The sequence below is a fragment of the Paenibacillus sp. J22TS3 genome (assembly GCF_018403205.1).
In the GTDB taxonomy this organism is placed as follows: domain Bacteria; phylum Bacillota; class Bacilli; order Paenibacillales; family Paenibacillaceae; genus Fontibacillus; species Fontibacillus tuaregi.
In genome coordinates this window covers 482,236-499,537 of record NZ_BOSF01000002.1, presented here as the reverse complement: position 1 = coordinate 499,537, position 17,302 = coordinate 482,236, and the positions used below count along the sequence as shown (strand labels likewise).

16 protein-coding genes are annotated in these 17,302 nt (G+C 50.5%); 9 read left to right on the top strand and 7 right to left on the bottom strand.

Annotated features, from left to right (window positions below):
* Nucleotides 1–84: 84 nt before the first annotated feature.
* Both KJS63_RS08175 and KJS63_RS08170 read right to left on the bottom strand, forming a co-directional pair.
* Nucleotides 85–1,164 (bottom strand): lactonase family protein, encoded by a 1,080-nt coding sequence (locus KJS63_RS08175; RefSeq protein WP_374706263.1) that lies wholly within the window; start codon nt 1,162–1,164, stop codon nt 85–87.
* A gap of 106 nt (nt 1,165–1,270) precedes the next feature.
* Nucleotides 1,271–2,266 carry a Gfo/Idh/MocA family protein gene (locus KJS63_RS08170; RefSeq protein ID WP_213618685.1) on the bottom strand — a complete coding sequence of 332 codons (996 nt, stop codon included), beginning with the start codon at nt 2,264–2,266 and terminating at the stop codon, nt 1,271–1,273.
* 251 nt (nt 2,267–2,517) lie between these two features.
* Between KJS63_RS08170 and KJS63_RS08165 the strand changes: the two genes are divergently transcribed.
* Both KJS63_RS08165 and KJS63_RS08160 read left to right on the top strand, forming a co-directional pair.
* Entirely contained in the window at nt 2,518–3,621 is a 1,104-nt protein-coding gene (locus tag KJS63_RS08165; protein WP_213618684.1) for a Gfo/Idh/MocA family protein, read from the top strand.
* 123 nt (nt 3,622–3,744) lie between these two features.
* Entirely contained in the window at nt 3,745–4,092 is a 348-nt protein-coding gene (locus KJS63_RS08160) for a LytTR family transcriptional regulator DNA-binding domain-containing protein (protein WP_068619497.1), read from the top strand.
* A 54-nt stretch (nt 4,093–4,146) separates the two neighbouring features.
* On the opposite strand, the gene KJS63_RS08155 is transcribed toward KJS63_RS08160, so the two are convergent.
* Nucleotides 4,147–5,142, bottom strand: coding sequence for an aldose 1-epimerase (locus tag KJS63_RS08155; RefSeq protein ID WP_213618683.1), 996 nt, complete (start codon nt 5,140–5,142; stop codon nt 4,147–4,149).
* A 224-nt stretch (nt 5,143–5,366) separates the two neighbouring features.
* Between KJS63_RS08155 and KJS63_RS08150 the strand changes: the two genes are divergently transcribed.
* The 4 genes from KJS63_RS08150 (at nt 5,367) to KJS63_RS08135 (ending at nt 9,042) form a co-directional block, all read left to right on the top strand.
* Entirely contained in the window at nt 5,367–6,008 is a 642-nt protein-coding gene (locus tag KJS63_RS08150; protein WP_213618682.1) for a metal-dependent hydrolase, read from the top strand.
* A gap of 340 nt (nt 6,009–6,348) precedes the next feature.
* A complete protein-coding gene (gene fumC, locus KJS63_RS08145) occupies nt 6,349–7,734 on the top strand; it encodes a class II fumarate hydratase (protein ID WP_213618681.1) in 1,386 nt (461 codons plus the stop codon).
* A 9-nt stretch (nt 7,735–7,743) separates the two neighbouring features.
* Nucleotides 7,744–8,607 carry an alpha/beta hydrolase family protein gene (locus tag KJS63_RS08140; protein WP_244862534.1) on the top strand — a complete coding sequence of 288 codons (864 nt, stop codon included), beginning with the start codon at nt 7,744–7,746 and terminating at the stop codon, nt 8,605–8,607.
* Between the two features lie 96 nt (nt 8,608–8,703).
* Complete coding sequence (locus tag KJS63_RS08135; RefSeq protein WP_213618680.1) at nt 8,704–9,042, top strand: L,D-transpeptidase; 339 nt, start codon at nt 8,704–8,706, stop codon at nt 9,040–9,042.
* A gap of 324 nt (nt 9,043–9,366) precedes the next feature.
* Here KJS63_RS08135 and KJS63_RS08130 read toward each other — a convergent pair whose 3' ends face one another.
* Nucleotides 9,367–10,248 (bottom strand): SDR family oxidoreductase, encoded by an 882-nt coding sequence (locus KJS63_RS08130; RefSeq protein WP_213618679.1) that lies wholly within the window; start codon nt 10,246–10,248, stop codon nt 9,367–9,369.
* Between the two features lie 122 nt (nt 10,249–10,370).
* Between KJS63_RS08130 and KJS63_RS08125 the strand changes: the two genes are divergently transcribed.
* Together KJS63_RS08125 and KJS63_RS08120 are read left to right on the top strand one after the other, a co-directional pair.
* The gene (locus KJS63_RS08125; protein ID WP_213618677.1) at nt 10,371–11,348 is read left to right on the top strand and encodes a helix-turn-helix transcriptional regulator; all 978 of its coding nucleotides are present in this window, start codon (nt 10,371–10,373) and stop codon (nt 11,346–11,348) included.
* A gap of 80 nt (nt 11,349–11,428) precedes the next feature.
* Nucleotides 11,429–12,313 carry a J domain-containing protein gene (locus KJS63_RS08120; protein WP_213618676.1) on the top strand — a complete coding sequence of 295 codons (885 nt, stop codon included), beginning with the start codon at nt 11,429–11,431 and terminating at the stop codon, nt 12,311–12,313.
* 4 nt (nt 12,314–12,317) lie between these two features.
* Here KJS63_RS08120 and KJS63_RS08115 read toward each other — a convergent pair whose 3' ends face one another.
* The gene (locus KJS63_RS08115; protein WP_213618942.1) at nt 12,318–13,244 is read right to left on the bottom strand and encodes an AEC family transporter; all 927 of its coding nucleotides are present in this window, start codon (nt 13,242–13,244) and stop codon (nt 12,318–12,320) included.
* Between the two features lie 215 nt (nt 13,245–13,459).
* Here KJS63_RS08115 and KJS63_RS08110 point away from each other — a divergent pair, with 215 nt between their 5' ends.
* Nucleotides 13,460–14,710: a methyl-accepting chemotaxis protein gene (locus KJS63_RS08110; RefSeq protein ID WP_213618675.1), complete on the top strand. Its 1,251-nt coding sequence runs from the start codon at nt 13,460–13,462 to the stop codon at nt 14,708–14,710.
* 72 nt (nt 14,711–14,782) lie between these two features.
* Here the strand turns inward: KJS63_RS08110 and KJS63_RS08105 are convergent, their stop codons facing one another.
* Both KJS63_RS08105 and KJS63_RS08100 read right to left on the bottom strand, forming a co-directional pair.
* Nucleotides 14,783–15,937, bottom strand: a complete 1,155-nt coding sequence (locus KJS63_RS08105; protein WP_213618674.1) for an IS3 family transposase — start codon at nt 15,935–15,937, stop codon at nt 14,783–14,785.
* A gap of 208 nt (nt 15,938–16,145) precedes the next feature.
* Nucleotides 16,146–17,288, bottom strand: a complete 1,143-nt coding sequence (locus KJS63_RS08100) for a DUF4349 domain-containing protein (protein WP_213618673.1) — start codon at nt 17,286–17,288, stop codon at nt 16,146–16,148.
* Nucleotides 17,289–17,302: the final 14 nt, after the last annotated feature.

Sequence of the window (17,302 nt, the reverse complement as noted above, 5' to 3'; positions counted from 1 at the left end):
ATAATCTTATTAAATATTCACTCCTGCTGCCTCACAAAAAAAAAGCGGCCCGCAGGCCGCTTTCTTCCTCTTTATCTGATTTCATTAAAATCTTACAGGCTGTACACATACCGGCTTGGACACTTCCGCCGTCTCCCCAGTGAATGTAAGCCGGCCTGTTTCCACATCGACCCGGAATACAGTCAGATTGTTGGAATCCCGGTTCGCCACAACCAAGAGCTTGCCTTCCGGCGTTAATGCAAAGTGACGGGGATGCCCCCCTTCTGTAGAAACGTGCTCCACATAACTCAGTTTTCCGGTATCCGGATTAATCTGATAAACGACGATGCTGTCGTGCCCCCGGTTGGAGCCATAGAGATACCGTCCATCGCAGGATACCGCAATCTCCGCGGTAATATTCTCACCTTGATAGCCTTCGGGAAGTGTCGATACGACTTCTAAGGCGCTCAGCTTTCCAGAGCTTTTGTCGTAGCTGAATGCGGCAATGGTGGAATTCACTTCATTAATGACATACACATACTCTCCGCTTGGATGGAATGTCAGGTGGCGAGGCCCTGAACCCGGCGGCAGCAAAGTATCCGCGTGGAATTCCAAAGACCGGCTCTCCTCATTAATGGTATAAGTCCGAACCACATCAATTCCTAGATCCGAAACGAATAGATATCTGCCGTCAGGGCTGAAGAACGCGGAATGCACGTGCGGCTTCTCCTGGCGTTCAGGATTAGTCCCTTGGCCCGTATGCTGTTTGGTATCCAGCAGCCTGCCAACGGTACCGTCCGAAAGCAGCTCTATCAACCCCACCGTGCCTCCATGATAACTGGAGACTACCAAATAACGGTTATCCTTGCTCCGGTTAATATGGCAAGTCGTACTTCCAAGATTGGCTTCCCGGTTCAGCACCTGCAGCTTACCGCTTGCAGAGTCAATCTCGAAAGAAGCAACCGCACCTCCTTTATTTCCGTCAACTTTAGCCTCAGTAATTGCATACAGCTTATGATTGGCAGCATCCACGTTCAAAAATGTCGGATTCGCAAGCCCAGACACCTGATCGAGCCGGTTAAGCGCCCCGTTATCTTCATTCAGCTCGTAGACATAAACCCCTGGCCCTTCGGCTTCCGCGTAGGACCCTATAAACAGCAATAGCCGGTTTAATTGTTCAGACAACAGAATTCCTCCTTATGTATCCTTCAAGGGTTCAGTACCCATACCCCATCTCTCTTATTGTTTCTCAATTTGAATTAAAAGTCCAGTCTGGGGCGCAGATCAGGATCTATCTGAGGCTTACTCTTCTTCTCTCTCTCGCCGAGACAAGACATGCCTCCAGCAGCCTCATATTCTGCAGGGCATCCTCAGGAGGGAACAGCTGCGGCATATGGCCAAGTACGGCCTTGCCGAAATCCTCAATTTGCCGGACATATGCGTTCACAGCCGCCTCACGGTATTCTTGCAGCTCACCGCTGGAGAACAGATAATACCCGGATTGCTCCTTGCCCGAGAAGGCATGTGGAATTTCAATCCTGCCCTCCGAACCGACAATTTCAAGACACCGTCTCTCCTCCGCCCACATCCCGCAATCGAAGGTCATTGTCAGCCCACCCGCAAATTCAACCAGTCCGGTGGACATCATGTCTACCCCATCGTGCTCTTTGGAAAAGAAGGAATTCACCGTCACAGCTTCAGGCTCCATGTCTGTGAAATAACGCGCAGCGCTGAGCGGATAGCCACCCACATCATAAAGCGAACCGCCTCCCCAGTCCGCTCTGTACCTGATATTGTCCAGCTGGCCTGGATTGTTATAGGTGAAAGAACCACGAATAACCCGAAGTTCCCCGACACCACCGCCAGCGACCAAACGCTGGGCCCGCTGAAGCACCGGGTGGTGTCTGTACATCATCGCTTCAGCGAGCAGAACCCCTGCATCCGAGCAGGCCTTAATCATGCGCTCCGCCTCCCATGCACTTAGGGCTATGGGCTTCTCACACAGAACATGCTTTCCGGCTTCAGCTGCCTTAATGGTCCACTCCATATGCAGGTGGTTCGGGAGCGGAATGTATACAGCATCCACCTCAGGATCATGGAGCAGCTCTTCGTAGCTCCCATATGCCTTCTGAACCTCATGCTGATCCGCCAGCACTCTGCTTTTCTCAATTCCCCGGCTCGCTACCGCTTCGATTACCCCATTTGAAGACTCTGCGATCGCAGGCATGACACAATCCTTTGCAATTCCCGCACAGCCCATAATGCCCCAACGAATCTGCTCGTTCATAACATCTCCTCCGATCCTTTTATTTAGAAGCAACCTACTGTTATGCTTATCAGCCTAATTACATAAGAATTTTGACTTGAATAAGTTGACCTATTGATTTACAAGTAAGTATCAAATTCAACTTATATAGAATTATGTATTTGGTTTAAATATTATCTATTAAGCATAAACCGGACAGCCGGGGATGAAACAGATATTCGGGATATGATAAGGTATCTGGAAGATCAACTTAAGCTCAGGAGTGATTACAGATGAAAACCATCAAAGTAGGAATCATTGGCGGAGGCGGTATTGCGGGAGCTCATGCCAAGGCATACCGGAAGCTGCCTTTTGTCGACATCATTGCCGTTGCCGATATTATGGAAGGACGGGCTCAGTCCTTCGTAGAACAGTATAATCTCAAAGAAACGCAGGCCTTCACTGATTATCACGAACTCCTTAGACTGGATAAATTGGATGCGGTCAGCATCTGTACCCCAAATGTCTCTCATCATCAAATCTCGGTGGATGCCCTGCGGGCAGGCAAGCAGGTCCTGCTGGAGAAGCCCATGTCGGTTACCCTTGCCGAGGCTATCGATATGGTAAATGTCTCCAAGCAGACCGGGGGCATGCTGTCGATCGGATTCCAGCCCCGTTATGATCCGAATATGAAACTCATGAAGGACATTGTCAGCTCAGGCGAGCTGGGCAAGGTTTATTATGTTGAGACCGGTGGAGGGCGGCGCAGAGGGATGCCGGGCGGCACGTTCATCAACAAAAAACTGGCCGGAGCCGGAGCTATGGCCGATGTCGGCTGCTACTCCCTGGACCTTGTGCTGAACACACTTAATCATCCGCGGCCTTTGACCGTATCGGCTTTTACGACCAACCATTTTGGAACGAACAAACGCTATCATCCTGAAGCGGAGAAGTTTGAGGTGGAAGACTTCGGTGTAGCCATGATCCGGTTCGAGAACGACATGGTCCTTCAGTTCAAAATTTCCTGGGCCATGCACATGGACACTCTGGGTCCAACTATGTTCCTTGGAACCGATGGCGGACTTAAGGTAACCCCGCAGGGAATCGGGCCGTGGTCCGGCGTATGGCAGGGCAAGGTTGGTTCCATGCAGCTGTTCCAGGACGACAATTTCGGTCACCTGACCAGAGACATCCTGCTCAAGGATGATGAGATCAACCTGTTCGACGAGAAGGTGCGTGATTTTGCCGAGGCTGTAAGGGACGGCCGGCCCGCTCCGATTCCAGGTGAAGAAATTCTGATCCAACAGGCGATCATTGACGGGGTGCTGCGCTCTTCGCAGGAACGCCGGGAGGTCAGCGTGGAGCTGCCACATCATATTTCCGTCCCTTCGCATTAAATCGTAAGGGAGTTATACAAAGTGCCCAAATAAATTTGTGATTTTTGTGAAAAAGTGGTTCACGTTATCCCATTTTTATGATACGATGATAACGCTTCCATAGATTTTAAAGGGGGGACTTGGATGATACAAGTGAGCACACCACAGCGAAATGTTTACGAGGATTTCAATCCAAAGCTGGACGCTTACTATTTCAAAGTCGGGGACTACGGTCTAATCAGCTTTCACGGGAGGAATTATACGATAAAGAAGCGAATGTCTTCCGCGGAGAAGGCCAAACTGTTATCCGAGGCATCTTTTTACCGCCTAACCTCTAACTTCTATGTCAATCTGGACAAAATCACACATATTGAGAACCAGGCACTCTACTTTAAGGATAAGATTTCCGGGGATAAATGCATCCCGGTGTCCCGCAGAACCCAGGAACAGGTCAGACGACTACTGATCAAACAGAATCATATTGCGATCTAATATTATATGAAGAAGCCGTCCCCCATATGGAGAACGGCTTTTGTTTTGCACACTTTATTCTTTGGTATACAAGCGGGCTGTTTCTTCCCAAATTTCACCCGGAGCCAGGCTGATAAGCCCAATCTCCTCTGCCGGCAGATTGACCTTTGGCGCATTCACCAGATTCATTTGGGGCTCGGGGCAGAAGAAGCCCTCGGTCGCTCCGTTGTTCCACACCATCCACATTTTGTAGGAGGTCCCTACGTCATACACCAGTGTCACGCCATGCTTCGTATCCGTCAGCTCCATACGGTTGCGGCCGCCCTGCGGAGCTGCTGTGTAATGATTGTCCATCGGGCCAAAGAACGGGTTCACTCCACCCTGCTTCAGCTTCTCTTCCTCCGGGGACAGCGGCTGGTGTTTGCCGGTCGGCAGCATCCGCTCATTCAGCTCCCACCGCTGTCCAATGGTGATCTGGGCCAGATAATCCTTGGCCTCTCCACCTTGGACAAATGGAGCGTTGATAGCGGTGTGAAAAGCTATCAGACAAGGCAGAGGCTCCGCTCCCTCATTCTTCACCGTTACCAATTGGGACAGGCCATCCGGTCCCAGTGTATAACGAAGCTTTACTGTGAACTCAAAAGGAAATACCTCATAGACCGGATGCTCCCGGGTGATTGTAACCTTCACTGTGGCAAAGCTCTCGCGCTCAGTCTGGCCAATCTGCTCCACTTCCCATGGAATTGTGTGGAGGAAGCCGTGCAGATGATTTCCTGTAGCGGGCTCATTGATCGGGAACTGATAGGTTTTGCCATTCCAAGGGAATTTACCATCCTCGTAGCGGTTAGGCGGGAACAGAACGGGAATTCCGTAAGTTCCTGGACCTTGCCTGAAAGTGTCCATCTCGTCTTCCCGTGGTTCCCGAAGGAACCGGTAATTTCTCTTGGTGTCCCGAAAGGCAATCAGATTCCCACCCACTCTTGGCAGCAGGACAGCCTCATACGTTCCGGCCTTTAGCCAGACCGCTTCTTCGCTCTGATAATCACCTTGATATGCTTGTACTTCAGCCATGTGTGAACTCTCCCTTCACTTGCTGCTTCATAAAATTATAACCCTGTTGTCATTCTACCAGATTGTTAGTCTGAAAGCGCTGCTATTCCACTCTCTTCCACTTTGGAGTACTTATTTTATTAGATTTTAATGTTCGCCTTGTCCAGCCCCGGCTCTACGGTTATAATGTTGATGGCAAACATATGTTTGCCAATCTAATCTGCAAGAGCAGGCAGGAGGAACACATGAAAGGTACCACACATCTGGCTATTGGAACGGCCATTGGCGCTGCGGCAGCTGCCCACTATCCGTTCTCTCCAAAGAGTACGGCCTTGTATCTTGCTGTCTCTGCATTCTCCGCACTCAGCGCAGATCTTGACGGTCCAAGCATGCTGAGCTCCAAGATTGGCAAGGTATCCGGGGTCATCCGCGGTCTCTTGCTCTGGTCAGGGGTGATTACGTTAGCTATTCTGGGGTATCAATATTTCACCCTAAATGTCTTCTACCCGGAATACACCGCTGCCTCGGGAGCCTTATTCATGCTTGGGCTGCTAAGCCGGGAGGGAGTTATCCGCAATTTCCTGGTCAGTCTCATTGGCGGTGCATTCATTTATGGCGCTCTAATGTGGCAGCTTGCCTGGCTTGGCGGACTCGGCTTGTTCATTGCGATAGCCCCTTGGCTTAAGCACCGGGGAATGACCCATACTGTCTGGGCTGTCATTCTGTGGGGGGCCATCGGCCGGGGATTGGAGCAGCAGCTCCAGCTGCCAGGAATTATGACCACAGCCACACTGGGTTACCTGTCGCACCTGCTGGCGGACACCCTTACTCCAAGCGGCGTCAAATGGTTGTATCCGTTGTATAAGAAACCTTTCAAGCTATCTTAATCAACTTTCCCGCAGAATTCCTTATTCGACATGCCAGCCACAGCCCTTATCTGCGGGAGCCCCTTTGTGGCTTGGTAACCTTCCCCTCCACTCACTTTTCTCCTCACTTGCCTCCCTCATTTTGATATAACTCTAATGATTCCTTTCAGAAATTCCGCCCTTATCCCTGTAGCGATAGGACAACTGGCTTCGCTTCTCCTATGCCTACAAATAGAACCGTATTCATCCTACAAACAGCCCCGTATTCCCCAATCCAGCATCTGAAATGTAAACGCTGTCCGTGGCTTCTTTAAAATGATATAATCCTAATTAACCAAACGATTTGGAGGGATTAATAACGATGGAATACCGTATTGAGAAAGATACTATGGGCGAAATTAAAGTGCCTGCGGACAAGCTTTGGGGTGCACAAACCCAGCGAAGCAGAGAGAACTTCCCAATCGGGATTGAGCATATGCCAATAGAAGTGGTCAAAGCTTTTGCCATTCTTAAACGAAGCGCCGCCATTACCAACCACAAGCTGGGCAAGCTCTCCGAAGTGAAGGCTAAAGCTATAGCTCAAGCGGCTGACGAGATCGAAAATGGCCAATGGGATGATCAGTTCCCTCTTGTCGTTTGGCAGACAGGCAGCGGAACCCAGTCTAACATGAACGTCAATGAAGTCATCGCCCACCGCGGGAATCAGATTCTACAGGAACAAGGCTCTGAAGAACGTCTTCATCCCAATGACGATGTGAATATGTCCCAGAGCTCTAATGATACATTCCCGACGGCCTTACATATTGCCGGTGTGATCGCGGTAGAAGACCTCCTTCTCCCGGCGATATCCAAGCTGGAGGATACTTTTGCCCACAAATCGGAGCAATTCAAGGATATTATCAAAATCGGGCGCACCCATCTTCAAGATGCAACCCCGCTTACGCTCGGCCAGGAGATCAGCGGCTGGCAGCACATGCTGCAGAAGAGCCGCCGTATGATCACCGACAGTGTTCAATATATGAAGGAACTGGCCATCGGGGGTACGGCTGTAGGGACTGGCATCAACGCCCATCCTGAGTTCGGCGACAAGACCGCCCAAGAGATCAGCGCCTCCACAGGCAAAATCTTCATCTCTGCCTCCAACAAGTTCCATGCTCTAACCAGCCATGATCAAGTCGCGTATACCCATGGCGCAATCAAGGCCCTTGCGGCTGATGTCATGAAGATCGCCAATGATATCCGCTGGCTGGCCAGCGGCCCGCGCAGCGGCATCGGTGAAATCACGATCCCTGAGAATGAGCCGGGCAGCTCCATCATGCCAGGCAAGGTGAACCCAACCCAGTGTGAAGCGATCACCATGGTTGCCGCACAAGTGCTGGGCAACGATGTCACCATAGGTATTGCCGCCAGCCAAGGGAATTTTGAGCTGAACGTATTTAAGCCGGTCATTATTTATAACTTCCTTCAGTCCGTCAGATTGCTGGCCGATTCCCTCGTAGCGTTCAATGATAACTGTGCGGTTGGCATCGAACCGAATTATGAGAAGCTCGCACACAACCTGAAGAACTCGCTTATGCTTGTAACCGCACTGAACCCGTATATCGGTTATGAGAATGCGGCGAAGATTGCCAAGCTGGCGCACAAAGAGAATTTGACTCTGAAGGAAGCGGCTTTGAAGACAGGCCTGCTGACCGAAGAGCAGTTCGATGAATATGTTAAACCGGAAAAAATGATCAACCCGGCCTAATCTGCCGATATGATGATATTTAAGATTACTTATATCTCGGGTGGATACAAAGTTAAGGGATACTTGGCACTTCCGGAGGGTTACGACATTCCTCTGCCTAAGCTTCAGAGCTGGATCAGCGGCTTCTATAGCGCTGATTCCGATCTGGAGACCATAAGAACTGCGGAATCCATAAACAGGGCCTCATCTGATCTCATGTCCCGGAAGTGGCCTGTGTTCATCTACTGCCGGGGCGGGATGGGCAATTTTGGAAGCGTCAGAACCTCTTGGCTGGAGCATTTCACCCGTCACGGGCACATTGTATTCGCACCCTGTTACCGGGGAAATGAATCCGGTGAAGGAAGAGATGAATTCGGCGGCGCGGACCGTGAGGATGTGTTCTCCGCGTTCCGTCTGCTTCAGAACTTCCCCTTCGTGGATGAGAACCGGATTTCGGTCATGGGCTTCTCACGCGGGTCCATTAATGCGGCCCTGACCGCCGCAGAGCTGAAAGACACGCACCGCCTTATCCTGTGGAGTGGTGTCTCCGATCTGGCCAAAACCTACGAGGAACGGATTTCACTTAGACGTATGCTAAAGCGCGTGCTTGGAGGTACTCCCGCAAGACGGCCTGGGGCCTATGCGGCCAGATCCCCTATCCAATTCGCGGAGCGGATTCATTGCCCGGTGCTGATCATGCACGGCACCTCGGATGTGCAGGTCGACTACAGCCATGGCCTTACCATGTATCATAAGCTTATGGAGCTTGGCATGACCGCCGAGCTCCATTCTTATTCGGGCTATGGGCACATATTTCCGCTTGCCAAACACCTCGAAGCGGTCGAGCGAATGTTCCGCTGGATTCAAGATCCGGCGACAGACAGGCAAACTTAAGCAGATCCTGTCTTCCTCCATGCGGTCACTACCTTTCGGCTGTTCACATACAATAATTATGGATGTGACTAGTGACTACCATAGGGAGTGAAGTGTATGCCGCAATACAGGATCATCGTAGACCTGTCTGAACGCCAGCTCTATCTGCTGGATGGAGATACAGTGACCCGTGGGTTCCCGGTTGGCGTAGGACGGATGCTGACCGGAACACCAACCGGAGAGTATACGATTATCAACAAACAGTACAATCCCGGAGGTCCATTCGGCGTGCTGTGGATGGGCTTGTCCAAGCCCCACTATGGCATTCACGGCACGAATGATCCTTCCTCAATTGGCCATTATGTGTCCCATGGCTGTATCCGCATGTACAATGAGGATGTGACCGCTTTGTCCGCGCTTGTGCCGATAGGGACTAGAGTCACCATCCGTCAATAGCATAACAAAGAGCAGTAACCCATAATGTGAGATGAACCGCCCGTTGGACGGTCATTTCGCTTGGGGTTACTGCTCTTTTTTTATTTTCAACAGATGCAGCCAATCGGCGTGACAGGTCGTGTCGGCTTAGACCACGCTCATCTGCTCTATTGTCCGCTTACTAACGGTAGCCGTCAGCACTCCGCTGGTGATCTCCGTTGGATTCACTTCCCGGCCATCTGAGGGTGACCGGGATGTCCATTCGGCAGATGCAGCAGGCTATCATATCAACAAACAAGGACCTTCCACAATCAGAGAACTATTTGGCACAAAAGCGAAAGTTAGCTAGTCTTTGTAAAATCCTTGCTGTTCCGCATACCTCCCCCAGTGGGGGCGTCTTCCGTCAACATCCTCGAAGCTGTATTCCTCAGACAGGCCCCAAGTTGTAAGAATCTGTCCGGTCTTCTTATAAACCTCCGGGTCCGCTGCCAATGCAGCCACAGCCCTGCCGATATAAGCGGGCGTCTCCGACATCAGGAAATTCGGATCTTTCTCCCCGGCGTCCTGCCAATTCTCCTCGGTAACCCCGAAATAATCCAGCATATACTCGGATCTGAGAAAGCCGGGGCTGAGGGCAACCGAAGTGACCTTGTGCTTCCTAAGCTCCTCGGCCATGGAGACTGCAAGATGTATGGTGGAGACCTTAGCCAGACTGTAATAGAGGTTGCCCCGGTAACGGTAATCAAACCCGTCAGTGATTTCAACGATAAGGCCCTGGCCGCGCCTGACCATAAGCGGGGCAGCATAATAAGACGTGATCATATGTGTGAGCACGGCGGTCCGCTGCATTTTCAACCCATCCTCCAGCGGCTGCTCCCAGAACGGCGTATCCCAATGCGTTAAATCCTCTCCGCCCCAAATATCGTTGACCAGAATATCCAGCTGCCCGTTCTGCTCCCCGTCAATCCTCTCAAGTAGTGCCTTGACCTCGGATTCCTGTGAATGGTCCACCCTCACGGCGATTCCCTCTCCTCCGAGGGCGTTTACAAGCTCGGCCGTTTCCTCAATAGTCTCCGGTCTGCCCATTTCCGACAGATTGCCGCGGCTGCTGCGCCCGGTCACATAAACTGTCGCTCCGGCTTCACCTAGTCTAGAAGCAATTCCGCGCCCGGCCCCCCGGGTTCCACCTGCCACCAATGCTACCTTGCCCTTCAAAGGTTGATTCATATTTATCCTCCTCTTCTGTTTCAAGCTTAGCTTTAGTATAGAGAGGTATATATGACAACCAATGTCTTATTTATATGCTACAATAAATGCAAACTCACAACTTTGAAGGAGGCTGAATTAAAGTGAGGGCAGACCGACTGCTTAGGCTCGTTCTTCTGCTTCAGAACAACGGCAAAATGACCTCAGCCGAAATTGCAGCAGAGCTTGAGGTTAACTCCAGAACGATTGTCCGCGATATGGAGGCTTTATCTTCTGCAGGAATACCGGTTTATGCCGAGCGTGGGCCGCAGGGCGGTTGGCGGCTAACAGACGGTTACAGAACGAACCTGACCGGCATGAACTCCAGGGAAGTTCTCTCCCTGCTTCTTGCAGCCTCTCCTTCGCTGTTCCGTGACCTGGGTATTGAGGATCAGCATAAATCAGCGGCCAGCAAGCTGCTTGCAGCTTCATCGCGGCCTTTACGCCAAGACGCTGAAATGGCCAGGGAACGGCTTCATATTGACGGAGCCGGCTGGCATCCATCCACAGAGACGGTCCCCCTGCTTCCGGTTATCCAAGAAGCGGTATGGACGGACAGTAAACTTGTGATCGAGTATGCCAAAGATTCAGGTGAGGTGTCGCGGGTCGTATGCCCGCTCGGCATTGTCGCCAAGGGAACCATCTGGTATTTGGTCGCCGCCACAGACGGATCAGAGGGGGAAATCCGGACTTACCGTGTCTCGCGGATACGTGAAGCTGCACCTGTTCATGGCTCTTTTGTACGTCCAAGCGGCTTTAATCTGGCGGAGTATTGGGACGCCTCCACCCGGGAGTTCAAAAGCCGGCTTCCCATTTACCCGGCCGACCTGCTTGTTGCAAAAGACGCATATTCAAGACTTGCCCGTGAACGATATGTACAAATCATCAGCTCCACGGACATGGGCACCGATTGTACACGTCTTGAAGTTCACTTTAATACCCTGGATTCCGCGTGTGAGATTATTTTAGGTTATGGTAGACTGGTCCGCGTGCTGGCCCCAGAAGAGCTCCGGGCGCGTATCATTGCTGAGGCGGCAGCAATTTTATCTGGCTATGGGCAGGACCTGGCCCCTCTGGCATAACACGTATTTTCATTTCAGCCGGACTCGCCGTATAATTATACTGCAGCGCTTTAACTACAATAGAGGAGAATTAGATACGAATGGAAAAGGACCCTGATTTGAAGATTTCCTATGAAGTGCTCGGTTTACCTGAAACCGCCTCCAGAGAGGAAGTGGAGAAGCGGTTTGAAGTTCTTGCCCGTCAGTACCGATCCAAGCCATCTGAAGAGTTTGAACCTATCGTGAAAGCCTTCAAGAACATAACCAATACCCAAGACAGACTTAAAGTTGAGGAACTAACCCGCAAAAAGTATGCAAAATACAAGGCTTTCGCTGGGACGGCTGAGAAAATCGACGATTTCTTCCGTCTATACAAAGGAAGAGTATTCATAGCCCTCATTGCTCTTATTGTACTCATCTTCGGGGTGAATGCGTATTTGAACCACCGGGCAGAGCAGGAACGGCTGGCCAAGCTGCCCCCGGTTGATCTGTCCGTGATGCTTATGGGCAATTTCATCCAGCTGGAGAATCAAGACTCCACAGCTTCGCTGGAAGCAGCACTTAAAGCACCTTTTCCTGATTGGAAAAGAGTCACCGCCTTGATCTCTTACCTGCCTGCCGAAGGGGCGGCCCAGACAAGCGTGGCCTTGCAGCAGAAAGCCCTTCTTCAACTCAGCACCGAAACTCCGGATATCTTCATCATGGACAAACAATCTTATGCCTGGATCGTTAAGAGCAGTGCATTGATTCCCCTCGATGCGGAAGTCTCTGGACGCTTCAAGCCATGGCTGAAAGACGCACAGATTCTTAAGGCCTCACGCGACGAAGAGACTTCCGAGCACATTTACGGAATTGATGTTTCAAATACGCCGCTCGCGGCCAAGCTGCCGCTGGCCCATTCGGGGGTTATCCTCGGCATCCGTGACGGAGCAGCTCATAAAGACAAAGCTTTGGATTTTATCGAGCAGTATTTGAAGAGCAAATAAACCACTAAGGATGCACAAGAGTTATCAGGACCGGAAGTACGACGAATGAAGCCAATGTGGTATACAAGATGCACTTGGATACCAGCTTCGGTGAAGCATTGAATTTCTCGGACAAGACCACCGCATTCACTGCCACAGGCATAGAGGCAAGCACAAGAAGGACGGGGAACAAGGTTCCCTGCACGTTCAGCAGCAGCAGAACAAGCGCAGCAATCCATGGCGACAGCACCAGCCGGATTACCAGCCCCGTCCAGAATGCCTGCTTCACCCCTCTCTCCAGCTTTTCCCTTCCTACGCTGATCATTTGCGCTCCCAGAATGGCAAGTACAACCGGGGAGTAGGCCCCAGCCGCCATGGCAATGCCTGACTGCACTCCCTCTGGAAGATGCATGCCCAGTGACCTGACCAGAATGGCAAAAGCAGCAGCATAGATCGCCGGAAGCCTGAAGACAGACTGTACGGCATTCTTTACAGAGAACTCAGATCTCGCCGCAAAATATACCCCGACCGTATTTACAATCAGCATCTGACCGATAACGTAGACAGAAGCTTTGTCCAGTCCCAGCTTGCCGAAGGCAAGCAGCACCAGTGGAAGCCCATAATTCACACTATTGGTGAAGGTGGACACCAGGGTAAGTCCGGCCCGCTCTGCGGCAGGCAGCCTCAGCAGTCTCCCGATTAACTGGGCGGCACCCCACAGCAGCAGCAAATTCAATACTGAGAAGCCTGCGGTATGATAGACGTCCGTCCACGTGATATCAGCCGTAAGCAGCGTTTCCAGCAGGATGGCGGGGCTGAGGAAATATAGATACAGCACAGTGAGCGGCTTCGTGTCCAGGTGGATAAAGTAACGAAGCAGCGCCCCAGCGATAACCGGAATGGACAACGGAATAATCGTCTGGAGCAGCGTGGATAAGACATGTTGGATCATATTCATCGTTTCCTTTCCCCTGAATCGGATGTCTGTGAAGTCATTTTCAAACCGGTTTTCAAATCTGTCTTTAAATCTAACTCAATCACGCTTAGGAATCCAAGATACATTAACTATTATAGATATAGGATTTGCCTATCTTTTACCTAGACCATTTGTCGTGGACGATGCTATAATGTGGGAACTGGTCATATCAAAAGGGGGACGATTTTCCTATGTCATGGTTAAACAAGCTTCCGATGTCCAAGCGAATTACAGTATCATGTTATTTGGTTGCAGCCCTGTTCGGAATCCCGGTGCTGGCTGCTTTTCTGATCCTGGGAAATGTGCTGGTTGGCGTTATTATGGTCATCGTGCTCGCTGCTCTGACTTACCCGCTTGCGCGCATAATTGAGAAAGCGCTAACATCGACCATGGATGAAATGAACAGCGTAACTTCACGAATTGCCAAGGGCGACTTCACCCAACGGGTTAACGAGAACGGGAATACAGGCACATTCAGCCGTTCCTTCAACGGGATGATGGACAAGCTGGCCCAGATTCTACGCGAAGCCGCTGGAATTACGGGTCAGGTCATGAGCTCAAGCCGCAGCATCTCCGAGAAGAATCAAGAGTTGACTACCGTTATGCAGCAGGTTGCCTTCTCAGCCAACGAGCTCGCCGTAGGAGCCCAGGAAATTTCCAACGATGTTGCAGAAATGACCACGGCTATCCAGGATATTGAAACCAAGGTGAGCCGTTATGCGGAATCCACCAAAGCTATGAACATCCGTTCCGCCCATACCCTGAATCTTGTTGAGCAGGGAAGCAGCGCCGCTCAGAAGCAGGCGGAAGGAATGCAAAGAAATATTGAGGCCACCCGCAAGGTTAGCGAAACCATTGATAAGCTCTCACGAAGCGCCAAAGGCATCTCCAAGATTACCAAAACGATCTCCGAGATCGCAGACCAGACCAATCTGCTCTCTCTGAACGCATCGATAGAAGCAGCCCGCGCTGGGGAGCACGGCAAAGGCTTTGCGGTTGTCGCGGATGAGGTTCGTAAACTAGCCGAGGAGTCAACCCAGTCTACCAAGGAAGTCTTTGGACTTGTACGGAGCATTGAAATGGATATTATGCATACGATCACGAATATGATGGAGAATGAAGAGGTTGTTCGTCTGCAGAGCGAAATGATCAATGAAGCGCAGGGCATTTTCAGCGAGATGGTGCAAAGTGTCCAGTTCATTGTGGAGCAGATGGAAGCTTTTACTCAAGAGAGTGAATCTGTATATGACAGCGCGCGGAGAATCTCTGCTGCAATCCAGAACATTTCGGCCATTACCGAGCAGTCGGCTGCTGGAACGGAACAGGTATCCGCAAGCATGAATGAGCAGATGGCCTCCATCAAGATTGTGGCTGAGGAAGCTGAAGCGATGAATCAGGCAGTTCTGAAACTTCATAAGACGATACATATCTTTAAATTTTAACATGGCAAAAACCCCGGGCAGGTGTCTAGACCTCTGGTCAAGCCCCCAATTAGTAGACATTGAAAAAAACACCTAGGCAGCAAACTGGCGTCGGTAATCTACCGGCGTCAGTTTTTTTAATTTACGCTGTGGTCGTCTTCGGTTGTAAAACTGAATGTATTTCTTAATTCTCTTTTGTGCCTCCGCCATTTTTCGGATATCATAAGGGTAGAGCCCTTCCGTTTTAAGATGCGAGAAGAAGCTCTCCATAGAGGCGTTGTCTAGGCAATTGCCCCGGCGTGACATGCTGATTTGGGCGCCAACCTTTTGCAGCATGTCATGGTATGCATGAGACGTGTACTGGAATCCCTGGTCGCTGTGAACGACCACTCCGGTCACGTCTTTTCGCTTGGCAAATGCTTTGGCAAACGTTTGGAGAACTAATTCGTTATCGTTACGTTCGCTTAGCTGGTAGGCAATAATCTCATTGTTGAACAGATCCTTTATCACCGAGAGATAGAGCCAGCGTTCGCCTACCCGGTATTGGGTCACATCCGTTACCCATTTCTGGTTGGGTTTGTCTGCCGTAAAGTCTCGTTTCAGCAGGTTCTCTGCCACACGATCTCCAGCCTGCTGCTTCATCCCGTTCCTCCTACGTTTCCGGCGAATCCTGGCTTGAAGTCCAAGCATTTGCATGAGGCGCAGAATCTTCTTGTGGTTCATCCATATGCCGTCATCTTGCCACAAGAACAATTGGAGCTGCCGATACCCGTACTTTCCCTCGTAGCGCTTGTAGACTTTACGAATTTGTTGTTTGGCTTCGGCGTTGCGCTCGTCCCCTTTTCGCTTCAAATAGGCGTAGTAACCGCTTCTGGATACGCCAAAGAGTTGGCACAACTCCGCAATTCCTCCTAGGCCATACGGCTTGCTCGATGAGTTTAAAGCGTTCTTCCTTACCTCCTGCATCCAGATTTCCAAACACTTTTTTAACATGTCATTCTCCCGTTTAAGCCTTTGAACATACCGATCCTGATCCATATATTCCTCTCGGCGTCCTCGCTGATCCAGTAGTCCATACTCACCCAGTTCTCTGTACTTACGCATCCATTTCTTAACCCTATCTTTATCCTGGATCCCAAGATGTTCAGTGATCTGTCTGTATGTCCATTTCTCTTCCACGTGTAGTCGGATTGCCTCTTTTTTATCTTCTTCAGTATATGATTTAAACTTCTGTCCTTTAATCGCCATAAAAATGCACCCCTTAGATTTCATCGGATTAACCAGGGGGTTTTTCCAATGTCTATTCTAAGGGGTGCACTTTACTCAATCCTGGGGCTTTTTTAATGGGTTTTGATTTGGTTTTGATTTGGTTTTGATTTGGTTTTGATTTGGTTTTGATTTGGCCTCTGCTTTTGATTTCTGCTTTGCTCTTGTATTTGAGCTTCTGCATATATAATTACTCTTTGACTCTATGATCCTGTTCCTGGTTAACCGGCATCTGAACTTCCTTGTCTTCATCTGCTTCCCCAGTGTTTCTGTCTTTGGGTTCAAGAGATTCTGCAGCTTCTATCTTTTCGCTTGCTTTTTCATCCTGATCTTGCGCGGCCGAGGCTGAATTGTTACGGAAAGACTCTCGCTTGGCAGCTCTGTGCCGAGCCCTAGCTGCACGCACCTTCCACACGACCACCCCAATGATACACCCCAGCAATAGAACCGGCAGGGCACCGGATAATACAACAAGCAGCCACTGCACCAGAAGATACATCACATTCAGGGTATCGGACAAAGCCGTCTTAGCCCTCTCCAGCAGCGGAGTATGCTCTTTGCCCGAATCTGGAATCGCTGCTCCCCCGTCGCTCTGGAACAGATGAAGCGATACCGTGGAATAGGTTACGTTGTTGTCTAAATATCGCATACGCCCCTTAACCTGCTCTATTTCCTCCTGAATCTGACCCAATTCATTAGCAAAGGTCACCAGATCATCAGTCTTGGCTGCCTTCTTCATAAATTCCGTATATCTCTCTTCCATAATCTGCTTGGCCTTCAGCCTGGACTCCAGATCCACATATTCCTCGGTTACATCCTGCCCTTCCATCGATTGGGATAATGATTCATGTTTGATTTTGGTTATGTCATCCATGAATGAAGTAAAGCCGGCAGCCGGAACTTTGATGACCAACCTGCCGTTCATCTGCTTCTCACTTTGATCCTCCGAGAAAGTAACGATATATCCTCCGGCCTGCTTAACCTTGCTTCGAACCTCATCCTGAGCTTTCCTGTAGTCCTTAACCTGCATGGATAAGTCAGCTTTGTAAATCAGCTTCTTGCCTGATTCGGCGTTACCCTGCGCGGCTGTGAAGCCAGGTGCCCCCGGCTTGGAACTCTTGGTTTCTTCGGTACCGGATTCCGATTTTGCAGTGTGGCTGTTAGATTCATCTGTTTTGGTGGCCTCTGATGAATTCGCCGTGACCGCTTGATCGGCTACCTTCGCACTCCCGGTGTTTTCCGAGGAAGCGCTCTTCTCATAACCCAAAGAGCAGCCCCCGAAAACGGCCGCAAGAGTAAGTACCAGAATGCATAAAAACCCCCGTTTTTGCATTTCAAAGCCTCCTG